The sequence below is a fragment of the Burkholderia lata genome (genome assembly GCF_902499335.1).
In the GTDB taxonomy this organism is placed as follows: domain Bacteria; phylum Pseudomonadota; class Gammaproteobacteria; order Burkholderiales; family Burkholderiaceae; genus Burkholderia; species Burkholderia lata_B.
In genome coordinates, this window is sequence record NZ_CABVQK010000001.1 from 198,792 (window position 1) to 218,371 (window position 19,580).

27 protein-coding genes are annotated in these 19,580 nt (G+C 66.0%); 22 read left to right on the forward strand and 5 right to left on the reverse strand.

Translation table 11 applies throughout. The annotated features are described in order from the left end of the window. Positions 1-447: 447 nt before the first annotated feature. Positions 448-828: a helix-turn-helix domain-containing protein gene (locus BCO18175_RS00890; protein WP_174978979.1), complete on the forward strand. Its 381-nt coding sequence runs from the start codon at positions 448-450 to the stop codon at positions 826-828. On the opposite strand, the gene BCO18175_RS00895 is transcribed toward BCO18175_RS00890, so the two are convergent. Continuing rightward, on the reverse strand, positions 819-1,310 hold the full coding sequence (locus tag BCO18175_RS00895; RefSeq protein WP_254607932.1) for a helix-turn-helix domain-containing protein: 492 nt from the start codon (positions 1,308-1,310) through the stop codon (positions 819-821). The genes BCO18175_RS00890 and BCO18175_RS00895 overlap by 10 nt on opposite strands. 75 nt (positions 1,311-1,385) lie before the next feature. Here BCO18175_RS00895 and BCO18175_RS00900 point away from each other — a divergent pair, with 75 nt between their 5' ends. From BCO18175_RS00900 to BCO18175_RS40445, 12 genes are all read left to right on the forward strand, one after another. Then, positions 1,386-1,613: a hypothetical protein gene (locus BCO18175_RS00900; RefSeq protein ID WP_254607933.1), complete on the forward strand. Its 228-nt coding sequence runs from the start codon at positions 1,386-1,388 to the stop codon at positions 1,611-1,613. A gap of 16 nt (positions 1,614-1,629) precedes the next feature. Beyond that, complete coding sequence (locus BCO18175_RS00905; protein ID WP_174978980.1) at positions 1,630-1,821, forward strand: hypothetical protein; 192 nt, start codon at positions 1,630-1,632, stop codon at positions 1,819-1,821. 28 nt (positions 1,822-1,849) lie between these two features. After that, positions 1,850-2,038 (forward strand): hypothetical protein, encoded by a 189-nt coding sequence (locus BCO18175_RS00910; protein ID WP_082160889.1) that lies wholly within the window; start codon positions 1,850-1,852, stop codon positions 2,036-2,038. A gap of 27 nt (positions 2,039-2,065) precedes the next feature. Beyond that, complete coding sequence (locus tag BCO18175_RS00915) at positions 2,066-2,314, forward strand: ogr/Delta-like zinc finger family protein (RefSeq protein WP_174978981.1); 249 nt, start codon at positions 2,066-2,068, stop codon at positions 2,312-2,314. Between the two features lie 88 nt (positions 2,315-2,402). Further along, entirely contained in the window at positions 2,403-2,597 is a 195-nt protein-coding gene (locus BCO18175_RS00920; RefSeq protein WP_071335464.1) for a hypothetical protein, read from the forward strand. After that, positions 2,585-2,803, forward strand: coding sequence for a hypothetical protein (locus tag BCO18175_RS00925; RefSeq protein WP_254607934.1), 219 nt, complete (start codon positions 2,585-2,587; stop codon positions 2,801-2,803). Before BCO18175_RS00920 ends, BCO18175_RS00925 begins: the two co-directional genes overlap by 13 nt. Before the next feature lie 42 nt (positions 2,804-2,845). Next, entirely contained in the window at positions 2,846-3,040 is a 195-nt protein-coding gene (locus tag BCO18175_RS00930) for a hypothetical protein (RefSeq protein WP_059709545.1), read from the forward strand. A gap of 4 nt (positions 3,041-3,044) precedes the next feature. After that, positions 3,045-3,407, forward strand: a complete 363-nt coding sequence (locus BCO18175_RS00935; protein ID WP_174978982.1) for a hypothetical protein — start codon at positions 3,045-3,047, stop codon at positions 3,405-3,407. Further along, positions 3,404-3,658 (forward strand): hypothetical protein, encoded by a 255-nt coding sequence (locus BCO18175_RS00940; RefSeq protein WP_174978983.1) that lies wholly within the window; start codon positions 3,404-3,406, stop codon positions 3,656-3,658. Before BCO18175_RS00935 ends, BCO18175_RS00940 begins: the two co-directional genes overlap by 4 nt. Positions 3,659-3,660: 2 nt before the next feature. After that, the gene (locus tag BCO18175_RS00945; protein ID WP_174978984.1) at positions 3,661-6,453 is read left to right on the forward strand and encodes a toprim domain-containing protein; all 2,793 of its coding nucleotides are present in this window, start codon (positions 3,661-3,663) and stop codon (positions 6,451-6,453) included. Positions 6,454-7,060: 607 nt separating this feature from the next. Then, positions 7,061-7,381, forward strand: a complete 321-nt coding sequence (locus BCO18175_RS00950) for a DUF4224 domain-containing protein (protein WP_174978985.1) — start codon at positions 7,061-7,063, stop codon at positions 7,379-7,381. Further along, complete coding sequence (locus BCO18175_RS40445; RefSeq protein ID WP_254607935.1) at positions 7,378-8,484, forward strand: tyrosine-type recombinase/integrase; 1,107 nt, start codon at positions 7,378-7,380, stop codon at positions 8,482-8,484. The genes BCO18175_RS00950 and BCO18175_RS40445 overlap by 4 nt, the downstream gene beginning before the upstream one ends. A gap of 69 nt (positions 8,485-8,553) precedes the next feature. On the opposite strand, the gene BCO18175_RS00960 is transcribed toward BCO18175_RS40445, so the two are convergent. After that, on the reverse strand, positions 8,554-10,080 hold the full coding sequence (locus BCO18175_RS00960; RefSeq protein WP_174978986.1) for an AMP nucleosidase: 1,527 nt from the start codon (positions 10,078-10,080) through the stop codon (positions 8,554-8,556). A gap of 129 nt (positions 10,081-10,209) precedes the next feature. Here BCO18175_RS00960 and BCO18175_RS00965 point away from each other — a divergent pair, with 129 nt between their 5' ends. The 5 genes from BCO18175_RS00965 (at position 10,210) to BCO18175_RS00985 (ending at position 13,720) form a co-directional block, all read left to right on the forward strand. After that, a complete protein-coding gene (locus BCO18175_RS00965) occupies positions 10,210-10,605 on the forward strand; it encodes a hypothetical protein (RefSeq protein WP_039358086.1) in 396 nt (131 codons plus the stop codon). A gap of 101 nt (positions 10,606-10,706) precedes the next feature. After that, the gene (locus BCO18175_RS00970) at positions 10,707-11,705 is read left to right on the forward strand and encodes a homoserine kinase (protein WP_174972919.1); all 999 of its coding nucleotides are present in this window, start codon (positions 10,707-10,709) and stop codon (positions 11,703-11,705) included. Continuing rightward, the gene (locus BCO18175_RS00975) at positions 11,696-12,505 is read left to right on the forward strand and encodes a BPSS1780 family membrane protein (RefSeq protein ID WP_174917443.1); all 810 of its coding nucleotides are present in this window, start codon (positions 11,696-11,698) and stop codon (positions 12,503-12,505) included. Before BCO18175_RS00970 ends, BCO18175_RS00975 begins: the two co-directional genes overlap by 10 nt. A gap of 186 nt (positions 12,506-12,691) precedes the next feature. After that, positions 12,692-13,144, forward strand: a complete 453-nt coding sequence (locus BCO18175_RS00980; protein WP_122949153.1) for a MarR family winged helix-turn-helix transcriptional regulator — start codon at positions 12,692-12,694, stop codon at positions 13,142-13,144. A 156-nt stretch (positions 13,145-13,300) separates the two neighbouring features. Further along, positions 13,301-13,720, forward strand: coding sequence for an organic hydroperoxide resistance protein (locus BCO18175_RS00985; protein WP_174972915.1), 420 nt, complete (start codon positions 13,301-13,303; stop codon positions 13,718-13,720). A gap of 112 nt (positions 13,721-13,832) precedes the next feature. Here BCO18175_RS00985 and BCO18175_RS00990 read toward each other — a convergent pair whose 3' ends face one another. Then, positions 13,833-14,009, reverse strand: a complete 177-nt coding sequence (locus BCO18175_RS00990; protein ID WP_085040617.1) for a DUF3563 family protein — start codon at positions 14,007-14,009, stop codon at positions 13,833-13,835. 81 nt (positions 14,010-14,090) lie between these two features. Beyond that, complete coding sequence (locus BCO18175_RS00995; RefSeq protein WP_174978987.1) at positions 14,091-15,200, reverse strand: extracellular catalytic domain type 1 short-chain-length polyhydroxyalkanoate depolymerase; 1,110 nt, start codon at positions 15,198-15,200, stop codon at positions 14,091-14,093. A gap of 248 nt (positions 15,201-15,448) precedes the next feature. Between BCO18175_RS00995 and BCO18175_RS01000 the strand changes: the two genes are divergently transcribed. The 4 genes from BCO18175_RS01000 to BCO18175_RS01015 all read left to right on the forward strand — a co-directional run bounded on the left by BCO18175_RS01000 (position 15,449) and on the right by BCO18175_RS01015 (position 18,529). Then, complete coding sequence (locus tag BCO18175_RS01000; RefSeq protein WP_174978988.1) at positions 15,449-16,147, forward strand: phosphatase PAP2 family protein; 699 nt, start codon at positions 15,449-15,451, stop codon at positions 16,145-16,147. A 136-nt stretch (positions 16,148-16,283) separates the two neighbouring features. After that, positions 16,284-17,084, forward strand: coding sequence for a molybdate ABC transporter substrate-binding protein (modA, locus tag BCO18175_RS01005; RefSeq protein WP_041493354.1), 801 nt, complete (start codon positions 16,284-16,286; stop codon positions 17,082-17,084). A 10-nt stretch (positions 17,085-17,094) separates the two neighbouring features. Beyond that, positions 17,095-17,772, forward strand: a complete 678-nt coding sequence (gene modB / locus BCO18175_RS01010; RefSeq protein ID WP_039358066.1) for a molybdate ABC transporter permease subunit — start codon at positions 17,095-17,097, stop codon at positions 17,770-17,772. Positions 17,773-17,827: 55 nt separating this feature from the next. Next, complete coding sequence (locus tag BCO18175_RS01015) at positions 17,828-18,529, forward strand: sulfate/molybdate ABC transporter ATP-binding protein (RefSeq protein ID WP_174978989.1); 702 nt, start codon at positions 17,828-17,830, stop codon at positions 18,527-18,529. Positions 18,530-18,697: 168 nt separating this feature from the next. On the opposite strand, the gene BCO18175_RS01020 is transcribed toward BCO18175_RS01015, so the two are convergent. After that, entirely contained in the window at positions 18,698-19,534 is an 837-nt protein-coding gene (locus BCO18175_RS01020) for a TOBE domain-containing protein (RefSeq protein WP_174978990.1), read from the reverse strand. Between the last annotated feature and the right edge of the window lie 46 nt (positions 19,535-19,580).

Consider the following 19,580-nt stretch of genomic DNA (forward strand, 5'->3'; position numbering starts at 1 on the left):
ACGGATATTCGACAGGCTCAACATTGCACTCGTCACCTGTGCCAGCAGCGCAGCTCGTTCAACGGCCGATAAGTCACGCACTGCGCGCGCCTCGCGGTTCCCGGCTACAGTGGAGCCGGCGCGCCCACATTGCGCGGCTATCGTGGCTTCGGTACAGCGTCGGATTACCCCATCCTCGGCTGTTGCAATTCGGAATTGCGGGTCTTGCGGCTTGTAACTCACAACGGCTTCCTCTTCGGATATTTTGAGAGGCGCTACGACGTGAAACGGCATTCACGCGTGCTGTAACGCTGCCCCATTCTCGTGCTTTTTTCAGACAAATGGAATGTAGGAGAAAGCCCCTTGAAAGTTAGGAAAATGCCTAACTTTTGCGGGCTCTCTCCCGATCACCCGTCCCCAGCCACTGCGAAGGGCGCATTACGGCCAATAACAACTATCGCTTGAATCATGGTTTCCCGGACGACTCCCCCGCGCCTCAATTGGAATCTGCTGCGCGCATACAGCGAGATCGCGCGCTATCGCAGCATCTCGGAGGCGGCGCAGGCTATGGGAGTGCAGCGACCGACCGTCAGCGAAAAGGTATCCGCACTTGAGCGCGTCCTTGGCCGCCCGCTGATGGAGCGTCGGTCGGGGAGTGACGGGTTTCGGCTCACGGACTTCGGCGCGCAACTCCGCACCGTCGTAGCCCGTTTCGATCGTGAACTCGCTGCGTTATGCGAACTGTCCGGCGGGGCATCGCCCAACATGACAACGAGCGACGTGCTGGGAGATGTCGAAACCGCGATGGCGGCGCTCGAGCGCGCCGCAGAGACTCTTCGTCAGTCCTGATCTTTCCCGGCGCTTCGCGTCGATGCGCGCTTACGCTTTACGCGGTCCGCATCGTCCTGTGCATCTCGCAGCACCTTGAGCGCCGCAGCGTCCAATTTCGCGGCTCGATTTTCAGCAAGTCGCGGAAGCCGTTTCGCCGGCGCGCCTGAGATCGTCATCGTCCCCGCGAGCAGGAACCCGTTGACCGACGCCTGGACGGCCGTGCGGCCGACGTCGTTCAACTGGCGGAACCCCTCAAGCAGCTCGGCCTCATCATCTGGCGTCACTACCCCCTGTGCACGCTCGCCCGTTACAACGTACAGCACGTCGACCCCGACCTTCGCAAGCGCGGCCAGGTAGTTCGCATCGGGCGATCGCGCATCGGCTTCGTAGTTGAACTCAGCCTGTTTCCCGAGCCCGCCGAGCGCGGCGAACTCCGCCTGGCTCAGACCGATGCGCATCCGCTCCTCCTTCAGCCGTAATCCGATTGTTGTATCCGACATCTTGCGTATTCGTTTTGAGTAACTTACACTTCACTTATCCCTAGTGAAGCACTATCGAAATTGAGTATACCCGCCATGACTACCCACAAAGGCCCGCGGCGTGCGCCGCCGGGCGTCATGTCCAGCAAGACCGTTTCGCTGCGCCTCCTTCCCGCAGAGCGTACCCAGCTCGAGCAGCTCGGCCGTCAAGAGCGGCGCTCCCTGTCGAGCTTGGCGCGCCTCATCTATCTCGAAGGGCTCCCCCGCTACCTCGCCAAGATGTCCTCGTTTGAGGACACCACGGGCAACGTTTCCACAAGCTGAACCCGAGGTGACCACCATGTATCCGGATCCAAAACGTGTCCGCGACAACCGCCTGATGGTGCGTTTCGACGACTACGAATACGCCCTCATCACCGCGCTCGCCAACTACCAGGGCGCATGCGCTGCAACGCTGATTCGCGAAATGGTTATGCGCGAAGCCGCCGAAGCTCTGATGCCAGCGTGCAATGTAGCCCGCGAGCACGGCTGAAACCAGCAGCCAAACAGCAGCCGATCCAATGCCCGAACTCGAACTCACATTCACCGAGCAAGAAGCCGAACTACTCGAGCGCGTGCGACTGCAGGAAGGTCTTGCGACGATCCAGCAGGCGGCCGAATGGCTCGTGAAGCGACGACTGCGCAATGGTGCGCGTCGCCTCACCGGACGAAACCGGGCGCTTTACGCCGTAACCACCAGCCGTAACTAACGCGGCAGTCTCCGACAGGAAGTCACGATGAAATTGAAGTGTCACCACTGCGGCAGCCGCGCCGTCATTCGAACCAGCCGCACGCTGTCGTCCCTCGTCCGCGAAGCGTACTGCCAGTGCACCAACGTCGAATGCGCGACGACGTACAAGATCCACGTCGCCACTGTCCACACGATCGCGCCGAGCCTCAACCCGAATCCGCATGTGTACGTGCCGATGGGCAAGGTTGATCGGCTCCCGACTGATTCGCGTCAGCTCCCGCTGCTCGACGCCTAAACCCTAACTCGCTTTTTCGCTGAACACCCATCGCGCCCGCTCTGCGGGCGTGAGGGACTCCTTTTGCCTGAAATTTCTTGGAGGCCGTATGCAATCGCTGATCCATGCCCCGCTCGCCGCGCTCGCTGAATCGATGTCCTACGACGAGCGCATCGCCTACCTCACGAAGATCTCCGCCGCCGACGTGCGCGCCGACGTGTTCGTCCGCTCCGCAAGCGCGCTCGGCTTCCGCGTGACCTGGGACCACGCCAACGGCACGCCGATCCTCGCATGGCTGCACTGACCGCCCACACGATGCGCCCCGCCCTCACCGAGCTCGAGCTGCGCGCGACCTGGCGGCGCTTGCACATGGTCGGCGACTTTGACTCGCTTCACCCGGCCGCACGCCGCGCCTTCGAATGTACGGCGAGCGTATGGCGGGCCAGGGAGCCAGTACCCGAGTCACCACTCGTCGACGTGAAGCGTCGCGCCGCGAACGACTTCGACTGACCATCCGCGCCGGTCGCCGACGCAATCACCTGGAACCACACCATGAAGCCCTACGTGTTCGGCATCAGCGTCCTGCTGATGCTTGCCTTCTCCCTTACCGGCGTCTACAGCCTGGCCGCCGACCTGTTGCGCCTATTCGACGTGCGCCTCGCACGACCGATCGCATTCGTGATCGGCGCCACCGTGACGTTCGTCCTGGTCGTGGCGCTGGCCTCGTCCGTTCCGCCGCGCGGGTGACACGATGACCAACGAACCCACCATCCGCTACGAACTGTTGACGTCAGCCGGCCTGCGCACCGTCGCCGGCGAGCACGTCGTCATCCCGAACACTGCCGATGCCACGTTCGGCATTCATGCCGAGCTGCAGATGCGCGACGGTCATCCGGAAAGGTACATCGTCACGCACCTGATCTCGGGCATGCGGATCGGCCACGGCGCAACACGCACCGCAGCGCTCGCGAACGCGACCTCGAACGTCGAACGCAACCGCCGCCGGCTGCGCGACATCCTCGAGCAGGCGACGGCCTCGCGCTACGAGCTGCAACACGCCGCATACCGCCTGCAGCAGAACCATCACGACATCCTCGGAGGCGCAGCAGCATGACGCGCACCACTACCCCTCACGACGCCGCGCTCGCGGCTTCCATCGCAGCTGCCGCCGACGCGCTTCGCTTTGACCACGAAGCCGGCGGCCTGCAGCGCGTCGCGGTGCTCGCGCTGTTCGTCAGCGTCCTCGGCGATCGCCTAGCGCTGGCCTTCCCCGCGTCGTCCGGCGCACTGCGTGCGCTCGTCGACAGCCCCGCGACACCCGGCAACCCTGCCGCCCTCTCCCTGCATCAACAGCAACAGCAATAACGATGGCCTCGATCGACGAACTGAAACAACACATCGACCTGCACGACCTCGCCGATCGCCTCGGCATGAAACGCGGTCGCGGCGGCGACCGCGCGCTCTACCACTCGCCGCAGCACGACGACAAGAGTCCGTCACTGTCGATCTACGTGAACCACCCGAAGCACGGCACCGGCTGGCGCGACCACAGCGCCGACACCGGCGGCTCGTGTATCGACCTGGTCATTCATGCGCGCGGCGGCACCGTTGCCGACGCGGTGCGCTACCTGCACGACGCGTACGGCATCCCGCTCGACCGCCAGGCGCCGGCCGAGCGCCGCGAGAAAACGAAATTCGAATACATTGCCGACTGCTGCTTCACCGAACGCGATCGCGCGCGCGAGTATCTCGCCGGCCGCGCCATTTCGGCCGCTGCGATCGACGCCGCGATCGCAGCGCGCACGCTCGGTTTCAACACCTGGACCAGCGCGAAGGTCGCGGCCGGCGAAGTCGGCCACGCCGGCCCGGCCGCTGCGTTCATCGTGCGCGGGGCCGGCGACGGCCGCGTCGTCGCCGTCGACATGCGCTACGTCGATCCGGCGCTCAACGGCGGTGTCAAGACTCAAACCCAGGGCGACAAGGCCGGCTACGGCTGGACCGCCGACCCTCGGCGGCTCGACAAGGCAAAGCGCGTGTTCATCGTCGAAAGCGCGATCAATGCGCTGTCGATCGACACCTGTGCGCTGCCTGGCACGGCCGCACTCGCGCTGCGCGGCCTGGCGAACGTCGACGGCATCGACTTCGCGTTCCTGCGCGGCAAACAGGCCGTGATCTGCATGGACAACGACGAGCCGTTCGCGGACGGCCACCCGCGCGCCGGCCGCCGCCCTGGGCCAGAAGCCGCGTGGGCGCTCTACGAACGGCTCACGGCGCTGAACATCAGCGCCATGCTCGTCGACCAGGCCGGCTGGCTCGCCGACCTCGCGGACGGCGAGAAGACCGCCAAACCGATCAACGACGTGAACGACTACCTGCAGATGCGCGGCGCGGCTGGGCTGCAGCACGCGCTCGAGCAGCTCGAGCCGTGGCTCATCGCCGGCATGCCTGGCGATACCACGCGACGCGGCCGGCCGCGCATCTTCCTGCCGTCGCACGACTTCGCGCAGTACTGGCGCTTTCGCGTGCGGCCGGACTTCACCAGCTACATCACGAAGATGGACCGCAACGAGGAATCGGGCGTCGAGACGCCCGTCGTGACGGATCTGTGTGGCTTCCGGATCGCCGGCATCAGCCGCGTGTCCGTCGCGAGCGCGACGTCGACGATGACGGGCGACGCCGACCAGGCGCCCACCGTCTATTTCGCCGTGTCCGTGCAGGCGCCGCGCCACGGCGCGCAGCTCGTGCGCCGCGTGATGCTCGACGACCAGCTCCACAACGTCGACCAGTGGGGCAAGTTCGGCCCGATCTGGGCGCCGGCGCCGTTCAAGCGCATGGTCAACATCCTCGAGCGCGGCGCCGACCTCGGCGCGCGTCAGGCGGCCAACTTCGTCGGGCTCGCCTGGCGCGACGGCCGCCTGATCGTCAACGAAGGCCCGGACTGTTATTTCACCGAAGCCGACAAGCAGTGCCCGTATCACAACCTGACGTTCCCGACTGGCCCGGCCAGCGATGCGCGCCGCGTGATCGCCGCGTACCAGGCGACGTTCAAGCAGAACGCCGCGACGATCCCGCTCGTGTGGGCGCTCGGCGGCCACCTGAAGGCGCTGCTCGGTTTCTGGCCGCACATCACGATCCAGGCGAACAAGGGCGCCGGCAAGTCGACGCTCATCAAGCGCCTCGAGCGCTCGCTGGCGTTCACGATGTTCTCCGGGCAGTCGCTGCAGACCGAGTTCCGCCTGCTCACCAGCATCAGCCACACGAGCCATCCGGTCGGATGGGAAGAACTGTCCGCGCGCCGGCAGGACGTGATCGACAAGGCGGTCGGGCTGCTGCAGGAGAACTACCAGTACACCGTGACGCGTCGCGGCACCGACATGACGGAATACCTGTTGTGCGCGCCCGTGATGCTGGCCGGCGAGGACGTACCCGTGCGCAGCCTGCTCGGCAAGCTCGTGCGCACGACGCTGACCGGCAAGCGCGGCCCGCTGATGCCCGACGGCCTGCCGCGCTTCCCGGTTCGGCAGTGGCTCGAATTCCTCGCAGGCCTGGACAAGCGCGCCGTGGCCGACCAGTACGCGACGCTGCGCGACAAGGCTCTGGCCAACTGCCGTGCGAGCGGCGAGGACGACGGCGCGAAGCGAATGGCCGGCAACTATGCAGCCGTCGCACTCGCCTGGCGCTACCTGTGCGAGTTCGCCGGCATGGACCCGAGTGAAGGGGACTTCGCGCGCGACCTGCTCACCGAAATGAACGGCCACGTCGCCGAGACGAGCGCCGATCGCGAGCCGTGGGTCTGGATCATGGAAACCGTGCTGTCGGAGATCGACGGCGGCAACTACAAGCACCCGTTCACGTTCGATACCGTCGACGGCGAGTTCTGCCTGCTACTGCGCACCGGGCATGTGATGGACCACATCGCCCACACGAGCGCGCTGCGCGACAAATGGAACGGCCTGCCGGTGAAATCCGACCGCGTGTTCAAGGCGCAGCTCAAGCACGCCGGCGTCGTGGTCGGCGAGAAGGAAGTCGAGCGCCGCATCTACACCCGACGCGTGCCGTACCTCACGCCGATCTCGCTGGACCGCCTGGCCGGCTTCGGGCTGCACGTGTCCATCCGCGAAGATCTGGCCACCGATGCGCGGCAAGGGGCTGCAGCGTGACGCCCTCTCAGCCGATGCGGCCGCCATGCGGCCGTGCCCCTTTCCCTCTTCTTTCCGGCCGCGTAGCGGCCCTGTATTCGAGTTTCCGGTGCGTGCGTCGATGCGCGCAGCAATCGGTGCACGCGAATGCCCGGCCGTCGCTCTTTCCGCTGCCCCCCGTCCCCCCCGCAAGTCGAAACGGCCGGGCAACTACGCTGGCCTTGAGGGAGAAGGGCCGCGCGAGCCGGTTTTTCCACAGGGAACGGGCAGGCAGTGCACGTGAATCGTGGTTTTCGGGGCTGCTCGCTCGTAAGTCTTTGATTCTTGAAGCGAGTGCCGCCATGTGTCAGTCCGCTTTTGCCACTAGTCGGGCCGTTTTTGCCACTAGTCCGGTTTTTGCGCTGGCCGCCGTCGCCCCTTTTTCTCTTCTCTCTAATTCATTGAAAAAGAAGAAGAAAGAATACGTAGAAGGGGCGGAAATTGACCGAAATGTCATGCCACGAGTCGGGTGCGTTTTGCCACGAGTCGCGAACGCTGCCTATTTTTTAGGCCACGAGTCGCAAGGGGGTGCCACGTGTTTTTCGTGGCAATTGATGGCGCAAAAATATTTTACGAATCAATAAGTTAAATGCTCGACGCAATTCAAACCACGAGTCCACGAGTTGTTCTGCGCCCCCGCCCTTCGCGCTCCGAGCCCGGCGACCATTCGCACGCGATCCAGGCGAGCTCGCTCACCCTGACAGTGCGAGAAATCTACGAAGCGACGGGATACCGCCAACCAGCGAGACAACTGCGGGCCCTCGCGGTCGCGGGGATTCCGGCCGACCGCCGACCTGATGGCAGCGTCAGAGTTTGGCGACACCACGTGCTGGGTTTCGGCGCTCAAGAAAAGACGCTCCATCGCAAACGCCCAAAACTAACCTCTGACATGAAGGACACTACGAAATGATCGGACGCCGTCAAAGCCCCTCTTTCCTGCCCGCTCGCGTCTACGAGAAGCACGGATCATGGTGGTTCGTCGACAAGGACCGCAAATGGCACAAGCTCTGCCGCGTCAAAGACGGCATCGTCCGCCTGTACGAATCGCTGGCCGAGTTCACGCGTGCATCCGACAGCAAAGCAGCTCTCGAGAACACGATGCCGGCCCTCATCGATGACTGGGTGCGGAAAAAGCTTCCCGCGTATGCGCCGAAGACTCGCTCCAACTACGTCAAGATGATTGGACTCATTCGCAAGGAGTTTGGCCCGCAGTGGCTGATCGAGGACGTCAGGCCAGCCGATGTTGCTCGGTTCCTGGACAAGCATTTCCACGACAAGGCGAGCAGCAGCAACAAACACAAGGCATTGCTGTCGCTGATCTTCATGCATGCGGTTCGGCGTGGGCTTTGCGACCGCAATCCCGCGCGCGAGATCGGCGCGGCCAGGGAAAAGAAGCGGGATCGCTACATCACGGACGACGAACTGGACGCAGTGCGGGCGGCCATCGTTGCCAGTGCAGGCTATAAGACATCGTCCGCACGGTCGATCCTCTGCCTGATCGACCTGGCGTACCAGACCGCTCAACGTATCGGAGATCTTCTCGCGCTCAACTGGCAGAACGTGTCCGACGAGGGGATTTCGTTTCACCCGAGCAAGACGGTCAACAGTAGCGGCGTGCGCCTGTTGATCGAGATGACACCCGACCTGCGAGAAACATTGGATCGAGCGCGCGGCGGCAAGATCACGGCCATCGGGCCGGTGATCTGCACGCATGCCGGCGGCCGCTTCACCTACATCGGCGCGTACTCAGGGTGGAAACGCGCTTGCCAGCGCGCGCGAACGGCCTACGAGAAAGACTGCGAAGAAAGGAGAATCACCCCGAACCCGCTATACCTGATCGGCATGCACTTCCACGATCTGCGGGCGAAGGCGCTGACCGATCTAAAGCGGCAGCGGGGAGCAGCGGCAGCGCAATCACTTGCCGGCCACACGACCGAAAGCATGACGGCACACTACACAAAATCACGTGAAGTAGAACGCGTCCAACCAGTTCCATTGACGCGTGCAAGTTAGACACCGACGCTCATGTTAGACACGAAGGCTCCCCGAACCGGCCGGGGAGCCTTGTACAGCAAGGATTTATCACTGGAACGCCACTTCCGCAAAGCTCCGCAACTTCCGGCTATGCAGCTTGTCGAGCCCGTTCGTGCGCAGGATCTCCATCGCCTTCACCCCGATCTGCAGATGCTGGTCGACCTGCCCGCGATAGAACGTGTCGGCCATGCCCGGCAGTTTCAGCTCGCCGTGCAGCGGCTTGTCCGACACGCACAGCAGCGTGCCGTACGGCACGCGGAAGCGGAAGCCGTTCGCGGCGATCGTCGCGCTTTCCATGTCGAGCGCGACCGCACGGCTCTGCGACAGCCGCTGCACCGGTTCGCGATGATCGCGCAACTCCCAGTTACGGTTGTCGACGCTCGCGACCGTACCCGTGCGCATCACGCGCTTCAGTTCAGCCCCCTCCAGCCGGGTCACGTCGGCCACCCCGCGTTCGAGTGCGAGCTGCACTTCGGCCAGTGCCGGAATCGGCACCCACAGCGGCAGGTCGGCATCGAGCACGTGATCCTCGCGCACGTAACCGTGTGCGAGCACGTAGTCGCCGAGACGCTGCGTGTTGCGCAGCCCCGCGCAGTGACCGAGCATCACCCACGCGTGCGGACGCAGCACCGCGATGTGATCGGTGATCGTCTTCGCGTTCGACGGACCGACGCCGATGTTGACCATCGTGATCCCGCTGCCGTCCGCGCGCTTCAGGTGATACGCGGGCATCTGCGGCAGGCGCGGCGGCGCGTTGCCCTCGGCCGGCTCGCTGCCGAGGTTCGCGTTGTACGTGACGACATCGCCCGGCTCGACGAACGAGCTGTACTGGCTGCGGTATGCCCGCACCTCGGGATCGTCGCTCTCCGTCATCACCGTGCGGCCCAGCTTCACGAATTCGTCGATGTAGAACTGGTAGTTCGTGTAGAGCACGTAGTTCTGGAAGTGCGTGGGCGACGTGGCCGTGTAGTGGCGCAGCCGGTGCAGCGAGAAGTCGACGCGCGCGGCCGTGAACAGCGCGAGCGGATGCGGCTCGCCCGGCGCCGGCTCGAACGTGCCGTTGACGATGCGGTCGTCGAGATACGACAGGTCGGGTGTATCGAAGATGTCGCGCATCGCGAGCAGGCGGTCGCGATCGAGCTCGCCCTCGAGATGGATGCCTTCCGGAAACGCGAAATGAACCGGAATCGGCTGCGACGACACGCCGATCTCGATCTTCACATGGTGGTTCTTCGCCAGCAGGCGCAACTGCTCGCGATAGTAGTTCGCGAAGAGATCGGGGCGCGTGACCGTCGTCTCGAATACGCCGGGGCCGGCGACGAAACCGTACGAGCGGCGCGAATCGACGTGCGTGTTGACGTCGGTGCGGATCCGCACGAACGGGTAGCATGCGCGCACGTGGTCGGTAATCGGTTCGTGGCGGCGATAGCGCGCGAAGGCGTCGCGCAGGAAGCCCGTATTCGTATCGTAAATGGCGGACAGCCGCGCGACGGCGGCGATCGGATCGTCGAAAGCCTCGACCGACGGGCTTTCGGGCGTCAGCACTCGGTGCCGGCGGCTCAAATCGTTCTTCATTTTCATCACCTCGTCTGATCTGACGACATTACCACGGAACCTGGTCACGCTTATGGCCGCCCCTGCGCACGCGAGGGCCGGAAGGGGCGCAGTATTTGCTAAAATCGGTGGGTTCACTGGAGACTCATCATGAAGCCGCTCATTCTCGTCGCCGCTGCCGCCGCGTTTGCCGCCGCCAGCGTCGCTTACGCCGCCGGCGGTACGCCTGACGCCGACGCGCAGGCTCGGGCCGAGGCCAACGAGGCCGCCGGCCTGCCCGATCTCCGCAAGATCAACCGGCCGGGTGCCGAAGTCACGTCGAAAGTCGACTTCGCCGACATCCGCCGCACGCCGAGCTTCCACGAAAAGAGCAAGAACGGCACCGAAGTCACCGAGTATCGCGATCGCGGCAAACCGGTCGAGATCGACGTGAAGTCGAACTTTGGCACGCGCTACCAGATGAGCTCGACGCCCGACACGTCGCCGAAGCCGCACGACGCGGGCATCCCGATCACGCGCCTGCCGTCGCTGAACCTGCGCTACTGATTCCGTGGCGCGCCGCGTCGAACGCCGCGCGCCGCCTCCCTTCACCTGCTGTCGCGACGCACGCCGCCCGCGTGCCGACACCCTGACCTGACGCATCCCGCATGGCCGTTTTCACTGCTGTTTCCGACTCCGATCTCGCGCAATGGATGCGCCACTACGAACTGGGCGACGTGCTTGCGTTCCGCGGCATTCCGTCCGGTATCGAAAACAGCAATTTCTTCCTGACGACGACGCGCGGCGAGTACGTCCTCACGATCTTCGAAAAGCTCACGGCGCAGCAACTGCCGTTCTACCTCGACCTGATGCGCCATCTGGCCGGCCACGGCGTGCCGGTGCCGGATCCGATCCCGCGCGACGACGGCGCATTGTTCGGCGAGCTGCACGGCAAGCCGGCCGCGATCGTCACGAAGCTCGACGGCTCGGCCGAACTCGCGCCGGGGGTCGAACACTGCATCGAGGTCGGGCAGATGCTCGCGCGCCTGCACCTCGCCGGCCGCGACTATCCGCGCAACCAGCCGAACCTGCGCAGCCTGCCGTGGTGGCAGGAGAACGTGCCGGCGATCGTGCCGTTCATCACGGATGAGCAGCGCGCATTGCTGGAGGGCGAACTCGCGCACCAGGCCAGCTTCTTCGCATCGGACGACTACGCGGCGATGCCTGCCGGGCCGTGCCATTGCGACCTGTTCCGCGACAACGTGCTGTTCGCGCACGCGGCGCCCGGCACCGGCCACGACGTGCGGCTCGGCGGCTTCTTCGACTTCTATTTCGCGGGCTGCGACAAGTGGCTGTTCGACGTCGCGGTCACGGTCAACGACTGGTGCGTCGACCTCGCGACCGGCGTGCTCGACGTCGCGCGCGCCGATGCGATGCTGCGTGCGTACCAGACCGTCCGGCCGTTCACGGCCGAGGAGCGCCGCCACTGGAGCGACATGCTGCGCGCGGGCGCGTACCGCTTCTGGGTGTCGCGCCTGTACGACTTCTACCTGCCGCGTGCGGCCGAGATGCTCAAGCCGCACGACCCCGGCCATTTCGAACGCATCCTGCGCGAGCGTATCGCGCATACGCCCGCGCTTCCCGAGATCCAAACCGCATGCAACTGATCGAAGTGCCCGCCAAAACGGGCTATGTCTGGTTCCGTCAAGGCGTCTGGCTGTTCCGCCGGAACCCGCTCGCGTTCATCACGCTGTTCTTCACGTACCTGCTGGCGATCACGCTGGTGTCGATGGTGCCCGTGATCGGCTCCGCGCTGCCGCTGGTGTTCATTCCGGGCGTCGCGGTCGGCTTCATGGCCGCATGCCGCGACACGGTGGCCGGCAAGCCGGTGATGCCGACGATCCTCGTCGACGGCTTCCGCTCGTACGGCACTGTCGCGACCCAGCGGCTGCTCGTGCTCGGCGTGATCTACGTCGCGTCGATGGTGCTGGTGTTCGCCGCTTCGTCGTTCGTCGACGGCGGCGCGCTGTTCCACGTGATGATGGGCGCGGCGGACGAGGCAAGCGCGACGCCGGAAACGCTCGCCGCGCAAGGCACGCTCGGCGCGCTGTTCTTCGCGACGCTGCTCTATCTGCCGGTCGCAATGCTGTTCTGGTTCGCGCCGGTACTGGTCGCATGGCATGACGTGCCGCCCGCGAAGGCGCTGTTTTTCAGCGTCGTCAGCTGCTGGCGCAATCGCGGCGCGTTCGTCGTGTACGGCGTGCTGTGGTTCGCCGTCGCGCTCGGCACGTCGCTCGCGCTGTCGCTGCTGCTGCAGGCGCTCGGCGCCGGCGCGTACGCGCTGACGATCATGATGCCGGTGACGATCATCATCGTCACGATGCTGTACTGCTCGTTCTACGCGACCTATCGCGGCTGCTTCGGCGTACAGGAACCCGGCGCAACGACCACCACGTCGGGCCGCTGACGTATCCCCGGCCGGCGCACGTCGCCGGCCACCGTTCTCCGCGCCGGGTTGCCTCCCGGCGCCTCATCCCTTCCCCGCCTCCGTCGGCCACCGCCCCGCGCCGGCCGCCCCCTGTTCATCCCGATCATTTGCGCGCAAAATAATTTGCGTGCAAATTGTTCGCGCGTTCGCCGCGCCTCCCGAATCATGGACCGCCTGCCCCCGCTGCCCCAGACGCTCGACGAGCAACTCTGCTTCGCGCTCTACTCGACTTCGCATGCGATGACGAAGGCGTACAAGCCGCTGCTCGACAAGCTGTCGCTGACCTATCCCCAATATCTCGCGATGCTCGTGCTGTGGGAACGCGACGACATCGCCGTGAAGGACATCGCCGCGCGGCTCGACCTCGACCCGGCCACGGTCACGCCGCTGCTGAAGCGGCTGGAGGCGCTCGGCTACGTGGAGCGTGTGCGCAGCGCAGCCGACGAACGCGTGGTGAACGTGCGCGTGACGCCGGAAGGCCGTGCGCTGAAAGACCGCGCACGCTCGGTACCCGCCGATCTCTTTTGCGCGATGCAGCAATCCCCCGAATTCCTCGTCAGGCTGCGCGCCGATCTCCAGCAGTTGCGCGACGCGCTGTCGGCCGCCAACGAACGCTGACAGGCGAGCCTCGGCGAACCGGCCCGGCGCTGCCGGGCCTTTTCTTCAAAATTTCATTTGCACACTAATGATTTGTGTTCTATATTTTCTTCGTGGCCGGCGACACCCCGTTCGACCGGGCCGCTTTTCCTCCCTTTCCCAGACAGGAGCTGCACGATGAACATTCTGTACAAGACCAGCGCCACGAGCACGGGTGGCCGCGACGGCCGCGCGGTATCCGCTGACAACAAGCTGGAAGTGAAGCTGGCCGCGCCGCGCGAACTCGGCGGCACGGGCGCGGAAGGCACGAATCCGGAGCAACTGTTTGCCGCAGGTTACTCGGCCTGTTTCCTGAGCGCGATGAAATTCGTTGCCGGCCAGGACAAGAAGGCACTGCCGGCCGACACGCAGGTCACCGCGGAAGTGGGCATCGGCCCGAATGACGCAGGCGGCTTCGGGCTCGACGTCGAGCTGCGCGTGTCGCTGCCCGGGCTCGACAAGGCCGACGCGCAAGCGCTGGTCGAAAAGGCGCACCACGTGTGCCCGTATTCGAACGCGACGCGCAACAACGTGCCGGTGCGCCTGACGGTCGTCTGACGCGACGCAAAGCCACCCATGCAAAAAGGGCGCGTGCGGCATGTAGCCGCACGCGCCCTTTTTGCTGCGTGACTCGCCGGAACGGCGGACCAGCCGGCCCGCCCTGCGCTGCTTAGCGCGCGCCGAACGAATACGGGCGATTCATCGCCGCTTCGCGATCGATCTTGCGCATGCGGAATTCGAGATCGTAGATGTCGGTGGCGTCGGCCAGGTACGCGTCGGCGCGCTCTTTCGAGGCCTTTTCAGCGTTCTTGGTCAGCATCAGGAAGAGGTGGCTCAGCAGGTACATGGTTGATCTCGCTATTCGAAGGTTCTTTGACTAGGGTTTTCCCGAATTATAGGGAAAACCCTAGGCTTTGACCAGCGTCGCTCAACCGATGCGTCGTTCGGTCGCCACAGTGCGGCGATTGGCTTCGAAAAAGGCCCAGATCATCGCGCTCGCATCGGGGCCGACCGCCGCATGAAACGGCACGGCTTCATCGCCGCCGGCCCACGCATGATCGAGCCCTTTCACATGACAGAGCCGCACGACCGGCTCGCCGTCGCGGCAGACATCGGTGATCTGCGCGCCCGCTTCGCGCGTCTCGACCCGCTCGCCGCCGCGCAGTGCGCCGCGGCTGTCGGCCAGCCCATTCAGGCGCATGAACTGCACCGTCAACTGGTCGGCGTTCTTCGGTGCGACCACGTGGTCGCCATCGCCCTGGACGATCAGCGCGGGCATGCCGGGATACGCGGCGGCATCGACCAGCGCATCGACGGCCGCGGCCGGATTCTGCCGCACGCCGCGCCGCATCACGTCCATCGCGGTAATGCCGGAATTCGCCTCGCCGAGCGCCGGGCCCGAGTGCAGCGCCACCGCCGCGAAGCGGTCGGGATGGTGCAGTGCAAGAAGCGACGCCAGGCCCGCGCCGGCCGACAGCCCCGCGACATAGACACGCGACGCGTCGAAACCGCGTTCGTCGACGAGCGCGTCGACGAGCGATGCCACCGCATTCGCCTCGCCACGGCCCGCGCGGTCAGTGTCTTCATACCAGTGCCAGCAGCCGTGCGCATGTGCGCGCAGCGACTGCTCCGGATACAGCACCGCGAAGCCGTACTTGTCGGCCAGCAGGTTCATGCGCGTGCCCTGCACGAATTCGTCGACGGACTGCTGGCAGCCGTGCAGCATCACGACGAGCGGCATCGCGCCGCGCCGGCGGCCGGTCGGCACGTAGAGGCCGTACGCGAGATTCTGGACGAGGCGCCCGAGCGCGGGTGCCATTGGATGTTCGCCGCGCGTCCACTCGCCGGCCGCCCAGGCGGCCGCGCGCGGTCGCACGCGCGATTCGCGCGGCGGGGACAGATCGGATACGGCGGGAGAGGCAGCGGCCTCGAGTGCGTCGCGTGTGATGCGCTGCGCATCACGCGCCGCGCGCTGGGCGGCCGGAGACAGCATGCGTTTCATGCCGCCCAGCCACACCTTGGTCAGACTTTTGGTCATCGATCGGGCTCGCAGTCAGGAAAAATAGGGGCACCACAGCGGATGCATCGTTCGTCTTTGTGCAATGCACCATAACATTGTTTCTGGGATTTTTCCTGCACGTGGATAGTTCCCGGCCGCGCAAAAAACGGGGCTCGTGCGCACGCGGCGCTATACTGGGGCTTCGCCGCTTGTATCCGTTGTAGTCGTTCTTTCCGGCTCGCGCGTTGATTTAAGCATCTTCCCCGCCTTCGTTCGTCCCCTTCCCGATGTTCGACCTGTCGTCTCACCTGTGGATCATGATCACCGCGTTCGGCGGCGCCGGCCTGACCCTGCCGCTCGCGATCACGATCGCCGTCTGGCTCGCGCTCGGCTACTCGTGGCAGCGCGCGGCCGCGTGGCTCGGTGTGCTCGCGGCCGCGATCGGCGTGGTCGCGCTCACGAAGATCGCGTTCCTCGGCTGGGGGATCGGCATCCGCAAGTGGGATTTCACGGGGTTCAGCGGCCATGCGATGCTGTCGACGTCGGTCTATCCGGTCGCGATTTTCCTGGCGCTGATCCGCACGCGCACGCCGGTGAGGATCGCCGGCATCGCGCTCGGGCTCGCGGCCGGCGTCGCGGTCGGCGTGTCGCGCGTCGCGCTCGACGCGCATTCGCCGTCCGAATCGATCACCGGCTGTATCGTCGGCGCGATCGCCGCGCTCGCGTTCATCGCCGGTTCGTGGCGCGCGGTACCGCACCGCTGGTCGGTGCCCGCGGTCGTCGCGAGCCTCGCACTCGTCACCGTGGCGCTGCACGGCATCACCGTGCCGTCGCATCGCTGGGTCACCAAGGTGGCGCTGCAACTGTCGGGCCACGAGCGCCCGTTCGTCCGCGCGCGCTGGAAGGCCAACCCGAACTACCGACCCGCATCGCAGCCGTCGTCGCTGCAGCGCACCCAGTCGCCGCCGCAAACGCTCCGTACGTGACCGGCCGCCCGGCCGTCACGCCCGCCCCTTTTCTGGTCTGACCATTCATGCACGCCGTCGCATGAGCGGTATGTCGAGCGTTATAACCCGCCCTATATTACGATTACGGTTTCCACCCATTCAAAACGAATCCACCATGCGCTCAACCGTCCGTCCGCTTCGCCGCACCCTGCTTCGCCTGCTGCCGATCGCCACGCTTGCCGCTGCCGGTATTGCGTTCAGCGCGCCCGCGTCCGCCGCCGACGAACTGGTCGTGTCGGCCGCCGCCAGCCTGACGAACGCGTTCAAGGCCGTCGGCGATGCGTACGAGAAGCAGCATCCCGATACCAAGGTGCTGTTCAACTTCGGCGCGTCGGACGTGCTGATGCAGCAGATCGCCAAGGGCGCGCCGGCCGACGTGTTCGCGTCGGCCGACCAGAAGGCGATGGATCGTGCGGCCGACGAAAAGGTGATCGTGCCCGGCACGCGCCGCGATTTCGCGGCGAACTCGCTCGTGCTGATCGTGCCGGCGGACAGCAAGGCCGCCGCGCCGACGTCGCTGAATGACCTGACGGCGCCCGGCGTGAAGCGCATCGCGTATGGCGACCCGGCATCGGTGCCGGTCGGTCGCTACACCGAGGGCGCACTGCGCACGGCCGGCGTGTGGGATGCCGTCAGCGCGAAAGGCGTGCTGGCCGCCAACGTGCGCCAGAGCCTCGACTATGTCGCGCGCGGCGAAGTCGACGCGGGCTTCGTGTTCGGCACCGACGCCGCGATCATGCCGGGCCGCGTGAAGGTCGCGCTGACGGTGCCGACGAAGACGGCCATCACCTATCCGATCGCCGTGGTCAAGGACAGCCGCCACGCCGCGCAGGCGCAGTCGTTCATCGACTTCGTCGCGTCGCCGCAGGGCCAGGCCGTGCTGTCGACGTTCGGCTTCAAGCCCGCGGGCAAGTGAGCGTAGCGCGATGCAAGACGCCTGGGTACCGCTGCTGCTGTCGCTGAAGGTTGCCGGTTGGGCAACCGCGCTCGACATCGTGCTCGGCGTCGCCGCCGCGTTCATGCTCGCGCGCTGGCGCTCGCCGCTGCGCGACGTCGTCGATTCCGTGCTGACGCTGCCGCTCGTGCTGCCGCCGACGGTACTCGGGTATTACCTGCTCGTGCTGCTCGGCCGGCGCGGCGTGTTCGGCGCGTGGCTCGACAAGCTCGGCATCGAGCTGGTCTTCACGTGGCAGGGCGCGGTGATCGCGTCGATGGTCGTCGCGTTTCCGTTGATCCTGAAGTCGGCGCGGGCCGCGTTCGAAGGCGTCGATCCGCATCTCGAGCGCGCCGCGCGCACACTCGGGCTCGGCGAAGTCGCGGTGTTCTTCCGCGTGACGCTGCCGCTCGCCACGCGCGGGATCCTCGCGGGCGCGCTGCTCGCGTTCGCACGTGCACTCGGCGAGTTCGGCGCGACGCTGATGATCGCGGGCAACCTGCCCGGCCGCACGCAGACACTGTCGGTCGCGATCTACGCGGCCGTGCAGGCCGGCGACGACAGCACGGCCAACTTCCTCGTGCTGGTGACGTCGATCACCTGCGTGCTCGTGCTGCTCGCGACCGGCTGGCTCGTGCCGTCGCGTGCCCGGCGGAGTCAGCTGACATGAAGCGCCTGCCTCGTCCATCGTCTTTCGCGGCAGGGCGGCTTCGGCGGAGGCCCGCATGAGCCTCGTCGTCGACATCCGCAAGACCTACGCGAACGCCGAGCGCCGCTTCACGCTCGACATGTCGTTCACGGCAACGACGCAGCGCGTCGTGCTGTTCGGGCCGTCCGGCGCGGGCAAGAGCATGACGCTGCAGGCGATCGCCGGGCTGCTGTCGCCCGACGAAGGCACGATCGTGCTGAACAACGAACCGCTGTTCGACGCCGCGCGCCGCATCGACGTGCCGACCCGCGAACGCCGTGTCGCGTACCTGTTCCAGGACTACGCGCTGTTTCCGCATCTGAACGTGCGCCAGAACATTGCGTTCGGGCTCACGTCGGGACTGCGCAACCCGCGCGCGAAGACGGTGTCGCCGGAAGTCGCGTACTGGCTGAAGGCGTTCGATCTCGAAGCGCTCGCCGGGCAGTACCCGTCGCAACTTTCCGGTGGGCAGAAACAGCGCGTCGCGCTCGCGCGCGCACTGGTCGCGCAGCCGCGGATCCTGCTGCTCGACGAACCGTTCGCGGCGCTCGACGGCGCCATGCGCCAGCGCATGCGTCACGAACTCGCCGAGCTGCAGGCGCGGCTCGATATCCCGATGGTGCTGATCTCGCACGATCCCGACGACGTCGCCGCGTTCGGCGACCAGGTCGTGCAGTTGAGCGAAGGACGCGTGCAGGCGGCTCCGCCGCACGCCGAGTGGCCGACGCGCGTCACGTGAGCGCGCGAGGCCGTGGTCGTGGCAGGCACCGTTGGAGCCTGAGAGAAGCCGCGCGTAGCGGCATATGCTGAAAGCGGAAACGAAGCCGGTACCGTGCAGGCACCATGCGATGCCGGCTTCGCCCCGCCCGTCACTCGATCGTCGAAGCGCGCCGCCCTACCTGCTTCGTCACCCCGTCACCGCAAGAATCACGCTCGACGCCTTGAACAGCGCGATCGCCGGCCGGCCGGCGTCGAGCTGCAGCGCAGCGACGCTGTCGTTGGTGACGACGGCCGTCAGCGTCCCGCCGCCGTCGAGCGCCAGTGTCACCTCGCTGTTCACCGCGCCCGCCGCGACGGTTTCCACGCTGCCGCGCAGTTGATTCCGCGCGGACACCTTCAACTCGGGCTCGCCATCGTCGACCGCGAGCACGACCCACGACGCCTTCACCAGCGCGCAGGCGTCCGCGCCAACCTGCAGGCCGAGCGCATCGGCGCTCTCGTGCGTCAGCACGGCAACGATCGGCTGTCCGCCGGGCAGCGTGAGCGTGACCTCGTCGTTGACGGTACCGCGCACGATCGATGCGACCTTGCCGAACAACTGGTTGCGCGCGCTGGTCTTCATCCCGATCCGGCCGATCAACGCCCAGTCGACGTCGAACCCGGACACGGCCGCGCTCGCGGCCTCGATGAACCGGCGATGCTCGCGCTCGATCGTGCGGAACGCGGCGATCAGCGACGTCGCGCGCGGCGTCAGCGTCGTACCGCCGCCGCCCTTGCCGCCCGTCGAACGCGCGACGAGCGGTTCGCCGGCAAGATTGTTCATCGTGTCGACCGCATCCCATGCGGCCTTGTAGCTGAGGCCGACGGCCTTCGCCGCACGCGTGATCGAACCGGTGTCGCCGATCGCCGCGAGCAGTGCGATACGCGCGGCGCCGCCGAGCGTCTGCTCGCCGGCGCGCAGCCACAGCTCGCCGCCCAGTTCGAGCGGTTCGGTGGACGGGGAAGAATGCGGTGTGTCGGTCATCGGGATACGTGCCGGAATCGGGCGGCCATTATAGTCAGCGCGTGCC